This is a genomic window from Nostoc sp., from assembly GCF_036917375.1.
In the GTDB taxonomy this organism is placed as follows: Bacteria; Cyanobacteriota; Cyanobacteriia; order Cyanobacteriales; family Nostocaceae; genus Nostoc.
Map to the genome: position 1 here is coordinate 66,933 of NZ_JBALDN010000005.1, position 19,320 is coordinate 86,252.

The following is a 19,320-nucleotide window of genomic DNA, read 5'->3' on the forward strand; positions in this document are numbered from 1 at the left end:
AAACCTAGACTGGCTTGAATTTAAGCGTTGTAACTCCCATTTTTTGGCGATAACATGGAAAGAAGTTTATTTCAAGCTTTATCAAACCGCCTTTAGCGTCAGTTTTTTTATGGACATTCAGTTAATCAACATCGGCTTTGGTAACATCGTGTCTGCTAACCGAGTAGTTGCCATTGTCAGTCCAGAGTCTGCCCCGATTAAGCGGATAATTACCGATGCACGAGACAGAGGTCAACTGATTGATGCAACTTACGGTCGTCGGACTAGGGCTGTAATTATCACCGATTCTAGCCACGTAATTCTGTCAGCGATTCAGCCGGAAACGGTAGCGAATCGCTTTGTGATTTCTCGCGAGCATCAAACTGTAGATAATTGATTAGCAGTGGGTTTTTCCTGCTCCTCTTTGCACCGTATCGGTAGTACCATGTGAATTAGACAAATTTTCTGTCACTCTTGCTACAAATTCCTTAGTCACCAGTGGACTAGACCAGGAACACAAGACTAATGAATAATATGTATTGATTGATTCACAGGTTGAAGGGATGATGCCAGTTTTACCCATCCAGAGTAGTGCGACTACCGAAGAATGCTTATATTTAGGCAGGTTAATTGTTTTAACTGGCCCCAGTGGGGTCGGGAAAGGCACTTTAATGCGATCGCTCCTAGAGCGTCATCCAGAACTCTATTATTCCGTATCCGTGACAACTCGTTCTCCCCGTCCAGGGGAAATCGATGGCAAAAGTTATTACTTTATCAGCCGCAGTAAGTTTGAACAATTAGTTGCTGAAGGTGAATTTTTAGAATGGGCAGAATTTGCTGGTAACTATTACGGCACACCCCGTGAAGCAGTACTTAACCAAATTCATGCCGGTAAGTTGGTGGTGCTGGAAATTGAACTAGAAGGGGCAAGACAAATTCGTGCTTCCTTTCCCAGTGCCCTCAGCATTTTTATTTTACCGCCTTCCTTTGATGAATTAGAAAAACGAATACGCTCTCGTGCCCAAGATTCTGAAGAAGCGATCGCCCGTCGTCTGCTTCGCGCCCAAGAAGAAATTCAAGCCGCAGATGAATTTGATATTCAAATCGTTAATGACGATTTTGAAACTGCTTTAAATGATATTGAAGGAGTTTTGTTTAAATAAGTTAGGAGTTAAGAGTTAGAAATTAGAATTTAACTTCCTAACTCCTAACTCCTAATTTCTAGTAATTAACCAAATAAACCTTGAATTAGTGCCAAATTACTAGTCAAAAAGTAAGCAACTACTGCACCACCAATACCACCAATCAAGAAAGAACTGCCGAAGTTGTTCCAGCTTTCTTTAGAGTTAAAAGCATCTGCTGGAGGCTTGGGTACGGTAACACTAGGAAGTGCTTTGGGTGGATTGCTATTTGCATACAGTGATAGAGCGCCTGTGAGAACTACAACCAAGCCAATGGCTGACAGTAACCCAGCTAAGTTAGCATTATCTGTGTCCCGCAGTGGGCCTAATTTGGCAAAGGGGCCAAATAACCAGTAACCATGAGCCATACCAACTTCTAAACCGCGTCTAGCAGGAGCCAGACCTGGGCGATAAGCAGGTAAATTATTAATAAACCCCTTGACCAAGGGAGAAGAATTAACCGGCGTTTCTAGGTTGCCTATCTGTGGATCGCCAAATGCGGGAAAAACAACTTCCCGATTTCTAGGATCGCTAGGAAGATTCTTTGATGCATCTACTGCTTGTGCCATATTTTATGTTCGCCTCTAAATTAAAATGGTGGCATTTTTATATTAATAATAATTGTCGCTAAAGAAGCATTTTGTTTAGGAAGTTTAGAAAAATTAATTTAGCTTATTTTAAAGCTGTGAAACTCGCGATCTGTAAACAGTATCACGAGTTTCAAAAAACTATTTTTGCCAGCTATTTTAGTGATAATTCTGCCTAACTAAGCTGAAAAAATCATCTACACAATATTAGGCAAAAAACAAGACATCGATTCAACTGTCCTAAATTCCATTTGACACTTATGGTAGTGGGTGGAAAAGTAGGTCGGGGAAAAAGCGGTTGAATTCAATCAAGATACCTGCTGTGATGAACAGCCATATCGTAGCGGCCACGGGCGCTGTGGAAATGAATTTAATCAAATAAGCTGATTGATCGCCTTTGTCTGCCATGAATTTAATCTCCAAAACGAATGAATTAGTTAAGCTGATTTAGCGTGGGGAAATGGGGATTTCTGTATCTTTGGCTGCTAATTTTCCAGACAGAAGTTCTTGGACTGCTGCTACTGGCCAAGTAAAGCCTGACGCTATGATAGGTAGTGCCAAACCAATATCGATTTGGATTTCTTTTAGTTCAGTGTTCGGGTCTTTTTTGACCGCTTGCAGATAGGCACGACCTACCCAGCCAATCCAACCAGCAATATATAGAAACAAAATGCTAGGGATCAAAAAGTCACCAGCATGATCTAGACGACCATCAACAATCAAGTGGGGATACCCCTCAGGACCACACAGTTCTTGAGAATAACGCTCAAATCGCTTTCTCCCAGATTCGGGATCGGCGGTGGTATTACGGGCATTAGCAGCTAGCTCTTGAAAAGCGGGATTGTCTTTGCACGGTGTCAAATTAGCTCCTAAAGCTTGTGCTGGGGGGGCAAAGTTGAACCAAAGACTAATCGCTAACATCAAAGCAAACAATCGTCGCATAGAGTTGTTTCCTTTTATTACAAAACAAGAAGTTTTTTGTACAAAACGAAGCGGCTTGTACAGTTGTTTATTTGCATAACTAGGAAGTCATCATACTCTTGGGTGGGAACCGAGTAAAGTTTAAGTAAATAAAAGTTAAAGCTTCTCAACCAAAATTAGCGCTGAGTGCTGAGTTCCGAGTGCCGAGTATAAGAATTGTTGTTGTAGGGTAGTAAAGAAGGAAGATTTTTTCTCTACTATTCAGGATTCAGGACTCAGACTCAGCACTCAGCACTCAGCACTCAGCACTCTCAATGACAACCGTTTTAGCAATAGAAACCAGTTGTGATGAAACAGCCGTCGCAATTGTTAACAATCGTAAAGTTTGCAGCAGTATTGTAGCCTCACAAATCCCAGTCCATCAGCAGTATGGCGGGGTAGTGCCAGAAGTCGCCTCTCGCCAGCACCTAGAAACGATAAATGTTGCGATCGCACAAGCCTTAGAGCAAGCCCAACTAAATTGGGAACAAATTGACGCAATTGCCGCCACTTGTGCCCCTGGACTTGTAGGAGCGCTATTAGTAGGGTTAACTGCTGCCAAAACCTTGGCAATGGTACACAACAAGCCATTTTTGGGAGTTCATCACCTCGAAGGTCACATTTACGCAACTTACTTGAGCGAATCAACTTTAAATCCCCCTTTTCTTAGCTTACTGGTTTCAGGGGGACATACAAGCTTGATTTATGTCAAAGATTGTGGTAATTACGAAACATTAGGACAAACCCGTGATGATGCTGCGGGTGAAGCCTTTGATAAAGTGGCGCGATTGTTAAAGCTGGGTTATCCGGGTGGGCCAGTGATTGACAAGTTGGCACAGCAGGGTAATCCTCAAGCCTTTGCTTTACCGGAAGGAAGAGTTTCTCTACCTGGTGGAGGATTTCATCGTTATGATGCGAGTTTTAGTGGGTTAAAAACGGCTGTATTACGTTTAGTGCAGCAGTTAGAAAAAGATAGTGGACAAATACCAGTGGCAGATGTAGCAGCTAGCTTTCAGGATGCGGTAGCGCGATCGCTAACCAAAAGAGCGATCGCCTGTGCCCTTGACTATGGTCTAGACACAATTGCCATTGGTGGCGGTGTAGCAGCTAATAGCGGGTTGAGAAAAAATCTCCAAGCCGCTGCCGTTAAACATAACCTACGCGTCCTATTCCCACCTCTAAAATTCTGTACCGATAACGCCGCCATGATTGGCTGTGCCGCCGCTGACCATCTATCCCGCGGTCATACATCGCCCTTCACGCTAGGCGTTGAGTCTAGGTTAGGGCTTACCCTGGTAATGAATTTATATCAACCTGTTGAGTAGTCATTTGTCATTTGTCATTTGTAATCACCAATGCCCTTCAGGAGTACTGAGTGCTGTTAGCGGATAGCTAAGGTTTAGCCCGTGCTGAGTGGGGAATTTCACTTCTTTACTCAGCACTCGGAACTCGGAACTCGGAACTGCTTTGCCCTATACCCTATAACTATTGACTATTGCCCGGATGCGATCGGCCACTGCATCCGGCTGTTCCAACATAGCCAGGTGTCCGCAATTAGGAATTTCCAGAACATTGTCACCACAATATTGAAAAAGCCTGTGAAAGCTGGCTAAATGGCGCACATACTTGGGTTCCATAACCTTGTCTTCCGCACCAGCCAAAAAATAAACTGGCTGCTTCAGTTGGGATACTAGCTCAGGTAAACGATTGATTTCTTCTTCAGTTGTGGAGTCTAACAAAGTTCCTAGAGCCGCTTCTGGGTCAGCCACAACGAAATCTATTACTCGCTGACGTGCCCAATAGCGCTCCAAAGGACGAGCTACACTAGCTCTGGTAAACAGCAAATCAATCAAAGGCAATTGGGACAGCCAGCGCGGACGGAGTTGCAAAAATTTCTGACCCGCCGAGCGAAACTGCTCAAAGGCCTCTTTGAGGTAAATACCACCGCCAGCGTTGATACAGATAACTCCCTTAACACACTCAGGCATTCGATCTGCTCCCCAAAGAGCGATCGTCCCGCCTAATGAGTGACCAATTAGCCAAGCACTCTTAATATTTAGCTGTTTCAGGAGAACTGCTAAATCCTGAGTATACGCAGCAGGAGTATAAAGAGAATCAAAAGATGAGTCAGCCGTACTACTAGAGATGGGTGTCAGACTCAAAGACGTTTGCGATCGACTAAAATCAGTTTTTACCTGGGATTGGGATTCACCAAAACCCCGCAAATCATAGGACAGGCACTGCAAATCATCTGATAGGCGGGAAATCACAGGTTGCCAATATCCACGGCTATTGAGCCAACCGTGGATAAATACTAAAGCATGGGGGCAGGAAGTGGGAGCCGTTAGCTCGTATGCGTGTGGAACGCCCAAGATTTCGATAGTTGCCATACTTGTATCGTACCCTTAAGGGCGGGTGCGACTAAATACTAAAGTAGAAAGAGTTAGAAGTTAGGAGTGAGGAATTTTAACTCATAACTGATAACTTCTCACTTTTTTTATTTACCCAGCAACCTCTGTCGCACTCCTTCAGCAATTTTGTGACCTAGATATTCAGGAATGAGACTTTCATTCGGCCCTAACAAGTAGAGAATTAGCCGTGTACGTCCGCGCCAAACCAGTAAATTCGCATTGACTACCAGAAGGTCTTCCTGCCAGATAGCGTACATTACTTTATAGAATAATCCTGGTTGATTATCAGCTTCAATCACTAAGGCAGGGAGATGAAATACCGGATCTACATAGAATTCAGTTTGTACCTGCTCTAAGCCAGTGTCAAGATTAAATTCTACTGCCAGCATCTCTTCTACCTCAAACCGACCTCCTAAAGCCTCGCGAATGGCGCGACAAACATTTTCTGCGGTTTTCTCGGTTAAGGCTTTACTACCACGAGATACCAACAGTTTGATAAAAACTAACATTGGCGGCCGGATTTGACCGTATAGACTTAAACCGTGGATAGTCAACCCATAAGCTGCTAGTACACCAAAAATATCGCTGAGGAGAAAAGACTGGTTGCGGTAAGCAAAATGCAGGGCACTTTTGCTTCCTTCCGGTTTCAGTTCAATAACAGCGCGTCTAGTTTTATAGAGACGGTAGGCTAGCCGCAAATTTTGCAGTTGAATTTCACTACTGACGAATTGCTCATAAAACTGGGGAAACGCTCGGTTAAAGCGCTTTAGGAGTTCCAGTGTCGAAGATTTTAAACCAGAAGCCATTGTTAAGGGTAAAACTCGCTTGCTTTCGTCATCTGGGGGGCTGGGGGTTGGGGGTTGGGTGTTAAGGACTAGGGACTGGGAGGACAAGGGGACAACAGAAGAGTGTTCTCGATACCTAATGCCCAATCCCTTGTATACAATTCACTTCTAAGCTAACTTGCATTTAAGCTCTATAGGAGCAATTGCCAGGATTAGGTTTTTCCATTATGAATTTTGAATTGTTTATATCCTTACCCTTTTGATGAATTTCTCCTAGCCTTTACAACAAAATGCTAAAGTTGAAAATGATTGGTGTGAAACACGCTCTAACTGGCTGTTACCATTGCAAATCCCGAAAACAACCGAAAAACTTTGAGTGTAATAGGGTAATAAATGGGGGTAGCGATGTTAAAAGTGAATCAACACTCCTAAGAGTGGAAACCAATTCAGTTATACTACCCGAACCGCGTTGGCATGGGTTTTTGGAAAACTTGGTTTAGTACTCCTGAATCTGTAGGGACAACTAGGACAAATCTCTTTGAAGAGCATACAGCAGAAACTGCGGGCAACTCTAGCCCCAGTAGTATTAGCGAAGCTGCTTCCAAGGAGGCTCGGATCGTGTTCAGCACGGAACGAGATATTGACCTATATGAGCTAGAAGAACTCTGTGATGCAGTTGGTTGGTCGCGTCGTCCTCTAAGAAAAGTAAAAAAAGCTATTGAGCATAGTTTTCTCGTTGCTTCAATGTGGCAAGTGAGAGGAAACCAAAAGCGGCTCATTGGTTTTGCCCGTGCTACCTCAGATCACGCCTTTAATGCCACTATCTGGGATGTAGTGGTTCACCCAGACTTTCAAAGTCAAGGACTGGGCAAGGCGCTGATGAAATACGTTCTCAAAAAACTTAGGAGTGAAGAAATTAGTAATGTCACTCTCTTCGCTGACCCCCATGTTGTAGATTTCTACCGGACTATGGGGTTTATGGCCGATCCAGAAGGCATCAAAGGCATGTTCTGGTATCCTCACTAATGCTCAATCCAAATAAAACCCGATTCGCACAATAAAATCAGGTATAGTAGTACAAATCTATTATTTAAATTTGGTTTGACGAGGTTTAGCCGACGAACGCACAAGTAATATTTCTTGTAAAACTAAGTCGGCAGACAAACCTTTAACCTTTATCAGTCCAAATATCTAATCTAGCTAGTATTTGCAAAAGATATAAATATATTAGGCATGAGCGATGTTATGTGATATGATTGCCTTAACGCTTTTGTGAAAGCGCGATCGCTTTGATGGGGATTTAAAACCAAACCCAAAAAAGTGAACGAGTATAACGGGATGTAGCGCAGCTTGGTAGCGCGCCTGCTTTGGGAGCAGGATGCCGCAGGTTCAAATCCTGTCATCCCGATTTAATTAATATAGTTAACAGTTAGGGCAGTTAGTTAGGTTTTCTTTACTAACATCTGCAATTTAATTAGATATTTTTATGGAGAAGACCAATTAACCTGTTGTGCTATTGAAGCTTAACAGGCAAATTTCATAATTAAGTAGTAAGGTAATTTTTAACACTGAGCTTTGTATAGATTTGAGAAGATGTTAAAGCAATCGCAGATGGAACGATTGATTAACTAATAGCGTCAACCAATTTTAGAAAAAGCCGATAAAATGGCATTTATCATCTCTAATTTTGGAGAGATGGAAAGACTTTTTGCTGTTTGAGAAGACATATAATAAGCATCTACGGCATTTCGCGGTCAATAGCGAAGCGAAACCTAGAAAAACACAACGTTAGCACAGCCAATTTGTGAAAACGATACTATAGCAGCTCTAAATAGTTAGGGAACATTGGATTTTGACCGTTGACGCTTAACACTCAACCTCAACGCGCACAATGAATTTTTCACAACTGAAATAGATTGCTATATAACTAAAGCTAGTTGGTGCTGTGCAAATCCAACCATTTGTTTAATTTAATTGGACTATTGATGCGAGGAGCAGTCATGAAATCATTTATTCGCTTAGGTGCAACATTGGGTATAGCTGGCAGTGTATTTTTAACAGGGCTTTCAGGAATAGGCAATATACCAGGAATGGGCAATCTAGAGGCGATCGCTCTGCCACAAGATCAGGTCGTGAAAAAGCTCCAAGAAGTACCTGTATTCACGCTCACCAATCCTAAAGGCGAATTCGTAGTTCTTTCAAGAAACAACGCATCCAAGCCGATCTCACAAGTGGGATTTTTTATTAGCAAGCAAGATGCTCAAAAATTCCTTGACAATCGGCTCAAAAAAGAAAATCCCCAGTTAGCAGGCACTCTACAGGTTAGACCTTTGTCATTGGCAGACTACTATAAAATAGTCCAAGAAAGCAAAAAGAAATCAGATTCTGTGATTTATACTTTAGTGCCGACGCAACAGCAAGTAGCTTCGGCAACAAGTATGCTCAATCAAAATGGTAAAAAGGTAGAGCAATTCAATGGTATTCCCTTATTTGTACCAAAATTTAAGAAAGATAATAGCTATCTGACTATTCCCCTTGCTAAAGGTAATGAGCGATACATCCCTTTCTTTTTTGAGAAAGAACAAGCAGTTGCTCTGTTAGAGGAATTCAAAAAAGCCGTTCCCAAGGAAGCAGCCAATACTGAAATTCAGGTGGTAGATTTGTACGGCGTTATGGAAGCTCTCAATAGCAGCAGCGATCCTAGTATCAATAAAATTGTTCTGTATCCATCACGGGAGTCAATCAACTTTATTCGCTCCCTGGCGCCAAATCAATCACCAGCAGCCAAGCCAGCTGCTGCCCCCGCTCCGAAAAAATAACGGATATGCGCTCCAAGGTTGAGGTATGGGGGAGAAACATCTGATAGTTTCTGGTTTACAACTTTGGCAGTGGCGGAATGCAGCTCTCAAAGCAGCGATCGCCACTGATGTCCCACCAATGGAGATAGATTGGTTGCTCCTCGAAGTTGCTGGATTAGACCGCTTGGCACTGCGTTTAGAGTCTTTTAAAAACTGGCCGCAAATTCAACTGCAATTGCCGCTAGAAGAGTTAGAACAGTTGTGGCAGAGGCGATTAAATGACCGCTTACCAGTGCAGTATATTGCGGGAGCTACAACTTGGCGTCAGTTTAAAATTGCGGTGTCGAGTGCGGTTTTGATTCCTAGACCAGAGACAGAGTGTTTAATCGATTTAGCTGAAGCATCTACTAGCAATACTTCAGGACACTGGGCAGATTTAGGGACTGGGAGTGGTGCGATCGCACTGGGATTAGCAGATGTCTTGCCAAAAGCAACAATTCATGCAGTTGATTACAGTTTAGAGGCTCTGGCGATCGCCCGATCCAACGCTGATAATTTAGGTCTTGCTGACCGGATTCAATTTTATCAAGGTTCCTGGTGGGAGCCACTGACATTCTTAAAAGGTCAGTTCAGTGGTATGGTGTCAAATCCCCCTTACATACCCACTAACACCTTACCTACTTTACAACCAGAAGTCGTTAACCACGAACCACATCTGGCTTTAGATGGTGGCGCTGATGGCTTAGATTGCATTCGTCATTTGATCGAAATCTCCCCCAGTTATTTGCAATCGGGTGGCGTGTGGCTGATTGAGATGATGGCAGGACAAGCGGATGCAGTGCGAGAACTTTTACAAAATCAAGGTAGTTATTGTAAGATTCAAATTCACGCTGATTTAGCTGGAATTGAACGTTTTGCCCTGGCCTACAAAAGTTAGGAGTGATGAGTGATGAGTTATGAGTTATAAAATTACTCACTCCTAACTTCTAACTCCTAACTTTGTAGTAAACATGACCCAAGTTTCTCTAACAAATTTAATAGCTGGCGCACGTGCTGGTCTTTTGGTGAGCTTTCCGACGGATACTGTTCCGGCACTTGCAGCGATGCCAGAAAAAGCAGCATTAATTTTTGCGGCGAAACAACGCAGTCAAGACAAACCTTTGATTTTGATGGCGGCTAGTGCTGAAGATTTGTGGCCGTATGTCAAAGGTAGTGAGAATGAATATAAAGTTTGGCAAGAAGTAGCAGATAAATATTGGCCAGGAGGGCTGACATTAGTTTTGCCAGCAAGTGAACGCTTACCAAAAGTTATGAATCCCATCGATCCAACAACAATTGGGATTCGAGTACCGAGCAGTGCGATCGCTCAAACTATTTTGGCGCAAACAGGCCCTCTTGCCACCACTAGCGCCAATTTTTCTGGTCAGCCGCCTTTGCAAACAATGACAGAAATTGAGACTCAGTTTCCCCAGGTTCTGACTTTAGCAACGACAGAATCCCAGAGTGAAATACCAGGGATGGGTATACCTTCCACCGTTGCTAAATGGACAGGGATAAATTGGCAGATTTTGCGACAAGGTGCGATCGAGTTAGATTTATCGAGTGATAACAAAGTATAGGTAGCTATGTAGCTATAATGTTGTTTTCATGATGTTAACAACAGAGAAATCTGAAATTTTAGTTTGCGCTGTTGTACTTAATTAACAAGTTAATAATTGCCAGATATGAATTGGAGCAACTGGATATATCTAGGAGCAGGAATAGCACTAGGTATGGTTTTTCATCAGTTATTTGGGCGATGGCTACGCTTAAAGCAGGCATCGCCTAATGTTTCATCTAGCTCATCCCCAGTAGCGCCATCAGCTGAACAGGATATGCCACCAATATCGCAACAGCTACAGCAAACACAACTGGCATACCTGATGGCAAAGGAAATGAGCCAGTTTAAAGCTGGTTTTTTGGCGCGGACTACCCATGAATTGCGATCGCCTTTTAATGGTTTGATTGGCTTACATCAATTAATTTTGTCAGATTTGTGTGAAAATCCAGCTGAAGAGCGAGAATTTATTGCCCAAGCTCACGAGCGAACGCTGAAGTTGCTGAAGCTAATGGATGAAATTCTCAATGTTGCTAGAACTGAACACGGCACCAATAAATTAGATATTCAGCCCAGACCCTTAGCCCAAATTTTAGAGGAGGTTCATGACTTAACTTATATGCTGGCGGCAAATCGCAATTTTCCCTTAAAATTATTACCCACCGACTCAGAAATTTATGTTTTGACAGATTACCTCTGCCTCCGCCAATTATTGATAAGTTTAATAGACACTGCCATTACTCAGATGGAGGAAGGCAGCATTTGTATTTCCACTAGCACTCTACCTACAAACAATTTTGTAAACATTTGGCTAGATTTACCAACTCATGCTGTACCTTTGAGTGAGCCGATTGATTTGCTCAAATTTGAAGAGCGGTTGACTCCGATTGACCAAAAGAACGCTGTTCTTTCCCCAGGAATGAGGCTATTAATCAATCAGACTCTACTGGAAGTTATGGGAGGAAAGTTAGAAATCCTGCCCTCGACTATTGTGAAGGAATCACTTCAACAGCTTACCAGACTACAAATCTCTATCCCTCTTGTGAGTAGTGCTGAGTGCTGTTAGCGGTAGCAGGGTGTTTAGCCCGTGCTGAGTGTAGAGATGAAATCTTGCTTTTTGATTATCCTACTACTACAACAATTCTTATACTCAGCACTCAGCACTCATTGCTCGGAACTGCTGCGTTGATTCTTGAAGCTGAACTTCTGTACCAGAAACGAAAGCATGGTTAGCTTGATTGTGTAGTATCATCGTAGTTGTGCTGTTGGTTTGAAAACCAATCTTTTCGTAGAAACCCTGCTGGTGAGTAGTCATCAGGTAAACACGCTCAACCCACTTCATACGGGGATGTCTCAAAACAGTTTCTACTAAATTGCTTCCCAAGCCACTATGTTGATACTCTGGATGAATCACAACATCCCAAATTGTGGCGCGATAGATGCCATCAGATGTTGCTCTTGCAAAGCCAATGAGCCGATCGCTATTCCAGACGGAAATCACTGGCTCACTGTTGGCAATAGCTATACCTAAGTCTTCAATACTGCGTCCTTTTGCCCAGAAAGCGGAAACGTTTAACAGTTCTTGGAGTTGATAAAGGTCAATTTCAGACTTGCGATCGCTAAATTTAATCTGAAGATCGTTCATGTATGGCATCCACTTTTGGCGTATCTTTGAGCAAACATTTGCTGAAATTAAAATACACGATCTAGAAATCCTGTAGAGACGTAGCACTGCTAAGTCTCTACATTCTTTTTCAGGAGATGTCTAGTTTGGTTAAGTCATATTTTGCTATAAATTGCTGTACGTGTAGAGAAAGAAAATTTAATGACAAACCCACTTCCATAGAGGATGAGTTGCTCCCTGTTGACGTATCCGATAAACTTGTTTTTCTAAACGTTGTTTTTCCTGTGGTGGTAGTCCAAGTAGAATATTCCGACTTTGCCAAACTAAAACAGCAGCAGTCATCCCCAGACAAAAAGCGAGACCGAAGGTAGACAGTGGATGGTAGAACAATCCAAATCTCACTGCCACCCAGGTAAAATATTGTTGCCAAAGAGCAATTTCTCCACGTAGACCCCACAAGCAGACAGGCGCAATGGTCAGCCATAAACAGCCCACAAACAGCCACCTGCCATATACTGTTAGCTGATGTAGCCTTTGTACTTGTTGAGCAAACGATGGGTCAGATTTCTCCAAGTCTGGGCCAGTATTTAATCGTTCTTCCGGTTGATCCATAGGGAATAAAATTGCAAGGCGTGGGTGAGCAATTCAAAATGCTTTCACCCAATTGTGAAATATACACAAGTTTAACTATCCTGGGAACTGGGAGATGTATCAATCGAATCAGCGTTGTCTAACACCTGAGATTCTCCTTTACGCTCTCGCCACCAAGTTAGAAGAGTACTGGCAATGAAAATACTCGAATAAGCTCCCATTGTGAAGCCAATAATCAAAGCCAGGGAAAAGTATTTCAGTGTTTCCCCGCCAAATAGAAAGATTGCAGATAATGTCAGTAATACGGTTAAGGTAGTGTTGATCGATCTTGTCAATGTTTGGTTAACCGCATCATCTACAATTTCGGCAATCGGCTGTTCGGGATGGATTTTAATGGTTTCCCGAATGCGATCGTAAATCACCACTGTATCGTTGACTGAAAAACCTGTGATCGTAAGTAAGGCAACGATAAAAAGGCTATCTACTTCGATGCCCGCCACCAAACCCAAAATTGAAAAAGCCCCTACCGTAATTAAGATATCGTGGAATAGCGCAACGATCGCAAACACAGCATAATCTAACTGGAAACGGAAGCTCATGTAGATAGTAATACCGATGAAGGAGACTATCAGAGCTAACATCCCGGATGTAAACAGTTCTTTTCCCAAGGTGGGGCCAACGGAGTCAATCTGGTTCTTTTGCGGGTCAAAAACGCCGATTTCTTCGCTCAAAGCGTTTTGTAATTTGGTACGCTGATCGACACCCAAATCTTTTGACCGAATTAGTACACCATTTTCTGCACCATTTTCCGAGACAAGTTGGATACTGCTATCACCTAGCCCCTGCGCTTTTGCTACTTCCCGAACAGCGTTGATATCAATTGGTTTGTCGCAGTTACCGGGTTTGGTGCAATCTCGAACAAACTGCAACCGCGTACCACCGATAAAATCTAAACCGGGGCGTAGGGGGGAACGAATATTCGGTTGTTGCCAAGAAATCACCATTGAGATGATACCAGCGATGATGATAACGGCAGAAATAGTCCACCAAAGCGATCGCGATTTATTAATACTTAGTTTCATTGAGTCACCTCTGCCCTATTTGATGCTGGCAGGTTTGGACAGAAAAGTTCTGTCTTCCGCAAGGAGTGAATTGAAATTGCCAAAAACAGCAATGTCCGACTACAAGTAATTGCAGTAAACATACTCACACCTACCCCCAAAGCTAAGGTAAGAGCAAAGCCTTTGACTAAACCAGACCCCAGCCAAAACAGGGCAGCGCAAGCAATCCATGTAGTGACGTTGCTATCTAAAATACTAGAAAATGCCCGATAAAAACCCGATTCTACAGAACGATACAGAGATTTACCCGCCCGCAATTCTTCCCGCGTCCTTTCAAAAATTAGCACATTGGCATCAACTGCCATCCCAATACTGAGAATAAAACCAGCAATTCCCGGCAAAGTTAGGGTAACGCCCAACAAAGCAAAGGTTGCCCAAGTTAAGAGGGAGTAGATCACTAGTGATATATCCGCAATCAATCCTGGTAGTCGATAGTAAACCACCATGAATATTAATACTAAAGTCAAACCACCGACTCCAGCATAAATACTACTTTGAATGCTATCTTTACCCAAGGTTGCTCCGACTGTCCGCCTTTCTGCGATTTCTACTGGTACGGGTAATGCGCCACCGCGTAGTTGCACACCTAAGTCATTGGCTTGTTGGGCGGTAAACCGTCCTGTAATCACGGCAGAACCACCAGTAATGCCAGTAGCAGCAAATTCTATACCCACGGTAGGAGCGCTAATCAATTCATTGTCCAGAAAAACACCAATGCTACGCCCAGTACCGGCGAGGTTTTTGGTTAAATTGGCAAACAGTTCACCACCCTTTTGGTCGAAGCGAATGGCAACATTCCAGTTGTTACCTTGAGTGGGTTCACCATAGGCATCCTTGAGGTATTTGCCAATTAGTGGTGGATTAGTGCTTTCAAATAATTCTGCGATCGCTTGATTATTTTTCTGTAAATCTTCTTGATTCTTGACAATTGCCGCTTTGTCGGTACTCTTTCTTAATTCTTCTTGCTTAAATTTCAATTCGGCTCTTGATGCTTGAAAAGCAAGTAGTTGAGTTTCTGTATTCGGCTTTTGAGTACGAAATTCTAACTGTGCCGTACCCCCTAAAACCCGTTCAGCTTGCTCTGGATCGTTAACTCCTGGTAGTTGCACCAATATTTTATCTGTGCCGACTGTTTGGATCACTGGTTCAGAAACACCCAGACCATTAATCCGGCCTTCGACAACTTTCTTCACACCTTCCAATTCTCGTTCGGTGATTTTGGGAATATCCGCTGATGGTTTCACCTGAATTGTGAGCTGTGAACCTCCCCGCAAGTCCAGTCCAAGGGGTATCGGAATTGTGGCAATCACCGTAAAAGCGGCGATTATCAGGACTAAAATCAAAATTAAAAGCGATCGCTGTCTTTGCATACCATAACTCGCAACTGACAAAGGCTATAATAGCGCTCTTTTATGGAGTTATGAGCAAGTATTGGGTACTGGGGATCGGGGATTGGGCATTGGTTATTCTCTTTGTACCCAGTTCCCAGTCCCCATTACCCGTTATCCCTAGACTCGCAAAGCTACCATTTTTTCCACAGCTTCGACTATTTGCTCTGGTTGGACAATTGTCAGTCGCTCCAGATTGCCGTTATAGGGTGTGGGGATATCTTGGGAAGAAAGCCGCAGTACGGGCGCATCCAATTCATCGAATAAGCGATCGTTTATTGAGGCGATGACTTCTGCTCCAATACCCGCAGTTCGCATGGATTCTTCCACAACAATAACTTTATGGGTTTTACGTATTGATGCGCCAATTGTATCAAAATCTAATGGTTTGAGGGATATTAGGTCGATAACTTCTGGATCGTATCCTTGTTTTTCAAGAGTTTTTACTGCTTGCACCACATGATGGCGCATCCGCGAGTAAGTAATAATGGTTACATCTTTTCCGGGGCGCACAATTTCAGCTTTATCCAGAGGTAGCAAGTATTCTTCTTCTGGTAAATCTTCTTTCAAGTTGTAAAGCAGAACGTGTTCAAAGAACAACACTGGATTATCATTGCGGATAGCGGATTTCAGTAGTCCTTTAGCGTTTCTTGGTGTGGAGCAGGCAACAATCTTCAAACCTGGCACAGCTTGAAAGTAGGTTTCTAGTCGCTGGGAATGTTCTGCGCCTAGCTGTCGTCCCACACCTCCAGGGCCTCGAATTACCATCGGAATTTTAAAGTTACCGCCAGAAGTATAGCGCAGCATCCCAGCGTTATTGGCTATTTGGTTGAAGGCGAGTAGTAAAAAGCCCATATTCATGCCTTCAATGATCGGACGCAATCCAGTCATTGCTGCTCCCACAGCCATGCCAGTAAAGCTATTTTCAGCGATGGGGGTGTCTAGAACGCGGAGTTCGCCATATTTTTGGTACAGGTCTTTGGTAACTTTATAGGAACCACCGTAGTGTCCGACATCTTCACCGAGAACAAATACGCTGGGGTCACGCGCCATTTCTTCATCAATGGCTTCCCGTAAGGCGTTGAAAAATAGTGTTTCTGCCATTTAGACCTTTTAGTACGATTATAGTTTTAGAATTTTATCGTGCGGCTGTCGCAAATACAGTTAGCGATCGCACTAGTTAGAGATTGGGTTTTTTAAACGAAATGCCCCAAACATAGAGCGAGTAATTGCCATAACTATATCAAAGCTATTTTATTTAGATTTTAGAGGTTTTATGAGCGATCGCCTGACACTCTGGCAAACGCGGCTGATTTATCTATGTAATAAGACATAGGCTTTTGTGTAAAATATACTCAAAAATTCCTGAGTGAAAAATACTAAGTTAATTCCAGTCATACCAGTGTAAAAAATTTGTTGTAGCAATAATTTAAATATGCCTACTGTAGAACAATTGAAAACGTTGTTTATCTTAAGTTTTTGGGCTACTAAAATGTATTTACCTGTGTTTTTAGTGCGAATCGATGAACGAACAAAAAATCTTGTAATTCTCGCTGGTGAAGAAAATGAAATTATAATTTACCTAGACGGGAAGTGGAGATATGTATGAGTAAGCCAGATTTTATGACAATGCCCCGTGTCCAATTGCGTCAATATATCCTTGACCACAGAGAAGATGATGAAGCCTTTCAAACTTATTTAGATCGATTCACCTCTGAAGATGCTGTAATCTTCCCTGCGCCGCAGTCAATAGATGATTTAGAAAACTTCCCAGAGTTACATGAACAGAACCTAGAAAGACTACGAAATCAAGCTTAAGCCCTCGCAACCCTTAAATCAAATTTTATCAGCGATCGCCTCTCCCTTTAGCAAACGAGGGAACATTCTACTACTATTTCTAAGATACAAGGTTGGGTTGAGGAACAAAACCCCACAAAATGTTGGGTTTGTTGGCTAACGCTTAAATTTTAGGGATCTTAGCTAGTGGTGTCCGGTGAAAAAATTATCATTAAGTAGCGATCGCATCCCTAAAACACCCGCTCAAAAGGTTTTTTCCGATAACGCCGATAAATATTAAAATCACTATCTAAAGTAGCGTAGGCGTAGCCCGCCGCAGGCATCGCAGCAATATCCAAACGCTCTGAAATGACAATCAAGGATAAATCTGCAAAATCCCCTGGTAAATCTCTGTACTGAGTATTCAACTCAGCAATGCGCGAAAAATCTTGTGGCAATAGTTGCTCACACTCGTAGAGTTGTTTAGCAACATCTAGAAGAAACTCGTTTTGTGTACGCCAATCAAAGTTGAGCAACCACACCACTTCTGCAATACAAATAGGCGTAGTCACCAGCCTAGAAGTACAGTTCTCAAAAAAACGACGCACCTGTTGGTGATACCGATCTCTGGCGCTGTAGTACGCAAACAAAAACCCGCTATCCGCGAGTATAAGCGGATAATAGGTCATGAATGCCGCTTGTTGAGATATTGAGCGATCGCTTTTTGACGGTTTGAGCGTTCCGATAAATCCGTTGGTGCATCTTGTAGCAGATATTCAGGGTGTCCACCCCGCCTTTCAACCAAAGTTTTACCCGCTTGCAAAGTTAGCCAGCGTTCCGCAATCAAGCGTCGGATTAACTCGCTCTTGTCTGTTTGCTCGTGAGCCAAGATATCAGCTAGCTCCTGTTCTGTTTCTTCGTCCAGCCTGACATTGAGTATAAATTTTATCGCGTTTGCGATATACGTATGAAAATTATAACGCAATACGGTTCAGATAAGCCCAAAACCCTCATGTAGAGACGCGATTTATCGCGTCTTAAAGACCAATTACCTACACCAATAACCCTTAACTGAACCGTATTGAATTATAACGCGGATTAGTTAGATTTTGTTTGAATTTCGCACCAACCAAACCCAAAATATAAAGAATCTCACACCCAAACGCCAAAACACAACTCTGTGTCTTCGCGCCTCTGCGTGAGATTTCCCCCTAAATTAGTATTCAGTATGCCTAGCCTACTTTAACCATCGCGCCGCATCTTTGGCATGATAAGTCAAAATCAAATCTGCACCAGCGCGTTTAAACCCAGTTAAAGTTTCCATAACCACCCGCTCTTCATCAATCCAACCATTGAGAGCCGCAGCTTTTACCATCGCATACTCACCAGAAACATTGTAAGCTGCAACTGGCAAGTTACTCGCTTCCTTAACGCGCCAGATAATATCCATATATGCCAAGGCTGGCTTAACCATGAGCATATCAGCACCTTCAGCAATATCTAATTCAATCTCTTTAATCGCTTCGCGGGCGTTACCTGGGTCCATTTGGTAAGTTCTTCTGTCCCCAAATTGTGGTGTCGAGTCTGCTGCATCTCGAAATGGGCCATAATAACCCGAAGCATACTTAGCAGCATAAGATAAAATCGGTGTATCTTGAAATCCTGCTTCATCCAAACCCTGACGAATTGCTTGCACAAACCCATCCATCATCCCCGAAGGGGCGATGATATCAGCACCGGCTTTTGCTTGAGAAACTGCCGTTTTCTTCAACAATTCCAGAGTTGGATCGTTTAAAACTCGTCCTGTTAAATCACCAGTTTGTAAATAACCACAATGACCGTGACTAGTATATTCACATAAACAAGTGTCAGCAATTACAACCAAATCTGGCATTGCTGCTTTTACCGCCGTCGCCGCCTTTTGGACGATACCGCAATCATGCCAAGCGCCAGTGGCATCCACATCTTTATCAGATGGAATCCCAAATAGAATAATCGAAGGAATGCCTAAGTCGTAAACTTCTTTTGCTTCTTCAACAATTTTATCTACCGAAAGTTGGTAGACTCCAGGCATCGATTTCACCTCATTGGCGATTCTTTCACCCGGTACAGCAAATAGTGGGTAGATTAAATCGTTTGTTGTTAAAACAGTTTCACGAACCATCCGGCGCAGTTGGGGATGAGTACGCAGACGACGGGGGCGATGTGTAGGAAACATAAAATTTTATGGAGAAAAACAACCTAAATAGACACAAAACAAAGCGTCACAAAAGCAGGCTAAAATTTTCCTGCCGTCAGACAGACTACAAACAGTGCTTAACTGTCCTTTGCCCTACTCTTAATCAAGTTGTAGGGCAATTTTGTATTTTACAGCTTGGTTGCACCTATCCGACGGACTGGAAAAAAAACAACATTATGAAGAAATTCAAAATTCAAAAATTTAAACGCAAAGTGGCGCAAAGGTAAACGCAGAGGCACGCAGAGAATTTGCTACTAAGTTTAATGAAATGTTGTGTTTGGTA

At 42.9% G+C, this 19,320-nt stretch carries 23 protein-coding genes and 1 tRNA gene; 11 read left to right on the plus strand and 13 right to left on the minus strand.

Annotated elements, in window-relative coordinates; genetic code table 11:
• Positions 1–109 precede the first annotated feature (109 nt).
• Together remA and gmk are read left to right on the plus strand one after the other, a co-directional pair.
• On the plus strand, positions 110–376 hold the full coding sequence (gene remA, locus V7K45_RS01465; protein WP_041233849.1) for an extracellular matrix/biofilm regulator RemA: 267 nt from the start codon (positions 110–112) through the stop codon (positions 374–376).
• A 166-nt stretch (positions 377–542) separates the two neighbouring features.
• The gene (gmk, locus tag V7K45_RS01470; protein ID WP_334999814.1) at positions 543–1,142 is read left to right on the plus strand and encodes a guanylate kinase; all 600 of its coding nucleotides are present in this window, start codon (positions 543–545) and stop codon (positions 1,140–1,142) included.
• A 65-nt stretch (positions 1,143–1,207) separates the two neighbouring features.
• On the opposite strand, the gene V7K45_RS01475 is transcribed toward gmk, so the two are convergent.
• The 3 genes from V7K45_RS01475 to V7K45_RS01485 form a co-directional block, all read right to left on the minus strand.
• On the minus strand, positions 1,208–1,729 hold the full coding sequence (locus V7K45_RS01475; protein WP_322671975.1) for a photosystem I reaction center protein subunit XI: 522 nt from the start codon (positions 1,727–1,729) through the stop codon (positions 1,208–1,210).
• 276 nt (positions 1,730–2,005) lie between these two features.
• The gene (gene psaJ, locus V7K45_RS01480) at positions 2,006–2,155 is read right to left on the minus strand and encodes a photosystem I reaction center subunit IX (RefSeq protein ID WP_094349471.1); all 150 of its coding nucleotides are present in this window, start codon (positions 2,153–2,155) and stop codon (positions 2,006–2,008) included.
• Positions 2,156–2,194: 39 nt separating this feature from the next.
• Positions 2,195–2,689 carry a Photosystem I reaction center subunit III gene (locus V7K45_RS01485; protein ID WP_334999678.1) on the minus strand — a complete coding sequence of 165 codons (495 nt, stop codon included), beginning with the start codon at positions 2,687–2,689 and terminating at the stop codon, positions 2,195–2,197.
• 293 nt (positions 2,690–2,982) lie between these two features.
• Between V7K45_RS01485 and tsaD the strand changes: the two genes are divergently transcribed.
• Entirely contained in the window at positions 2,983–4,032 is a 1,050-nt protein-coding gene (gene tsaD / locus V7K45_RS01490; protein ID WP_334999680.1) for a tRNA (adenosine(37)-N6)-threonylcarbamoyltransferase complex transferase subunit TsaD, read from the plus strand.
• A gap of 147 nt (positions 4,033–4,179) precedes the next feature.
• Here tsaD and V7K45_RS01495 read toward each other — a convergent pair whose 3' ends face one another.
• Positions 4,180–5,097: an alpha/beta fold hydrolase gene (locus tag V7K45_RS01495; protein WP_334999682.1), complete on the minus strand. Its 918-nt coding sequence runs from the start codon at positions 5,095–5,097 to the stop codon at positions 4,180–4,182.
• 107 nt (positions 5,098–5,204) lie between these two features.
• Positions 5,205–5,924, minus strand: a complete 720-nt coding sequence (locus tag V7K45_RS01500) for a hypothetical protein (RefSeq protein WP_012410214.1) — start codon at positions 5,922–5,924, stop codon at positions 5,205–5,207.
• A gap of 453 nt (positions 5,925–6,377) precedes the next feature.
• On the opposite strand from V7K45_RS01500, the gene V7K45_RS01505 reads away from it, so the two are divergent.
• From V7K45_RS01505 to V7K45_RS01530, 6 genes are all read left to right on the plus strand, one after another.
• Complete coding sequence (locus V7K45_RS01505; RefSeq protein WP_322671979.1) at positions 6,378–6,929, plus strand: GNAT family N-acetyltransferase; 552 nt, start codon at positions 6,378–6,380, stop codon at positions 6,927–6,929.
• Between the two features lie 308 nt (positions 6,930–7,237).
• A tRNA-Pro gene (locus V7K45_RS01510) sits at positions 7,238–7,311 on the plus strand.
• Between the two features lie 592 nt (positions 7,312–7,903).
• Positions 7,904–8,722 carry a Tic22 family protein gene (locus tag V7K45_RS01515; RefSeq protein WP_334999684.1) on the plus strand — a complete coding sequence of 273 codons (819 nt, stop codon included), beginning with the start codon at positions 7,904–7,906 and terminating at the stop codon, positions 8,720–8,722.
• 25 nt (positions 8,723–8,747) lie between these two features.
• Entirely contained in the window at positions 8,748–9,638 is an 891-nt protein-coding gene (gene prmC / locus V7K45_RS01520; protein ID WP_334999686.1) for a peptide chain release factor N(5)-glutamine methyltransferase, read from the plus strand.
• A gap of 73 nt (positions 9,639–9,711) precedes the next feature.
• Positions 9,712–10,320 (plus strand): L-threonylcarbamoyladenylate synthase, encoded by a 609-nt coding sequence (locus V7K45_RS01525; RefSeq protein WP_334999688.1) that lies wholly within the window; start codon positions 9,712–9,714, stop codon positions 10,318–10,320.
• 105 nt (positions 10,321–10,425) lie between these two features.
• Positions 10,426–11,364, plus strand: coding sequence for a sensor histidine kinase (locus V7K45_RS01530; protein WP_334999690.1), 939 nt, complete (start codon positions 10,426–10,428; stop codon positions 11,362–11,364).
• A gap of 84 nt (positions 11,365–11,448) precedes the next feature.
• Here V7K45_RS01530 and V7K45_RS01535 read toward each other — a convergent pair whose 3' ends face one another.
• From V7K45_RS01535 to V7K45_RS01555, 5 genes are all read right to left on the minus strand, one after another.
• On the minus strand, positions 11,449–11,943 hold the full coding sequence (locus V7K45_RS01535) for a GNAT family N-acetyltransferase (RefSeq protein WP_334999692.1): 495 nt from the start codon (positions 11,941–11,943) through the stop codon (positions 11,449–11,451).
• A 177-nt stretch (positions 11,944–12,120) separates the two neighbouring features.
• Complete coding sequence (locus V7K45_RS01540; protein WP_334999694.1) at positions 12,121–12,534, minus strand: hypothetical protein; 414 nt, start codon at positions 12,532–12,534, stop codon at positions 12,121–12,123.
• 71 nt (positions 12,535–12,605) lie between these two features.
• Positions 12,606–13,595 (minus strand): protein translocase subunit SecF, encoded by a 990-nt coding sequence (gene secF / locus V7K45_RS01545; RefSeq protein ID WP_334999696.1) that lies wholly within the window; start codon positions 13,593–13,595, stop codon positions 12,606–12,608.
• Entirely contained in the window at positions 13,592–15,004 is a 1,413-nt protein-coding gene (gene secD / locus V7K45_RS01550) for a protein translocase subunit SecD (RefSeq protein ID WP_334999816.1), read from the minus strand. The genes secF and secD overlap by 4 nt, the downstream gene beginning before the upstream one ends.
• A 138-nt stretch (positions 15,005–15,142) precedes the next feature.
• Positions 15,143–16,126 (minus strand): alpha-ketoacid dehydrogenase subunit beta, encoded by a 984-nt coding sequence (locus tag V7K45_RS01555; protein WP_334999698.1) that lies wholly within the window; start codon positions 16,124–16,126, stop codon positions 15,143–15,145.
• A gap of 331 nt (positions 16,127–16,457) precedes the next feature.
• Here V7K45_RS01555 and V7K45_RS32875 point away from each other — a divergent pair, with 331 nt between their 5' ends.
• Positions 16,458–16,631, plus strand: coding sequence for a DUF6888 family protein (locus tag V7K45_RS32875; protein ID WP_292706907.1), 174 nt, complete (start codon positions 16,458–16,460; stop codon positions 16,629–16,631).
• The gene (locus tag V7K45_RS01560; protein WP_334999700.1) at positions 16,628–16,840 is read left to right on the plus strand and encodes a DUF6887 family protein; all 213 of its coding nucleotides are present in this window, start codon (positions 16,628–16,630) and stop codon (positions 16,838–16,840) included. Before V7K45_RS32875 ends, V7K45_RS01560 begins: the two co-directional genes overlap by 4 nt.
• Before the next feature lie 209 nt (positions 16,841–17,049).
• Here V7K45_RS01560 and V7K45_RS01565 read toward each other — a convergent pair whose 3' ends face one another.
• The 3 genes from V7K45_RS01565 to hemB all read right to left on the minus strand — a co-directional run bounded on the left by V7K45_RS01565 (position 17,050) and on the right by hemB (position 19,016).
• Positions 17,050–17,487: a type II toxin-antitoxin system VapC family toxin gene (locus V7K45_RS01565; protein ID WP_334999702.1), complete on the minus strand. Its 438-nt coding sequence runs from the start codon at positions 17,485–17,487 to the stop codon at positions 17,050–17,052.
• The gene (locus tag V7K45_RS01570) at positions 17,484–17,687 is read right to left on the minus strand and encodes a hypothetical protein (RefSeq protein ID WP_334999704.1); all 204 of its coding nucleotides are present in this window, start codon (positions 17,685–17,687) and stop codon (positions 17,484–17,486) included. The genes V7K45_RS01565 and V7K45_RS01570 overlap by 4 nt, the downstream gene beginning before the upstream one ends.
• A gap of 348 nt (positions 17,688–18,035) precedes the next feature.
• Positions 18,036–19,016: a porphobilinogen synthase gene (gene hemB, locus V7K45_RS01575; protein WP_334999706.1), complete on the minus strand. Its 981-nt coding sequence runs from the start codon at positions 19,014–19,016 to the stop codon at positions 18,036–18,038.
• Positions 19,017–19,320 lie beyond the last annotated feature (304 nt).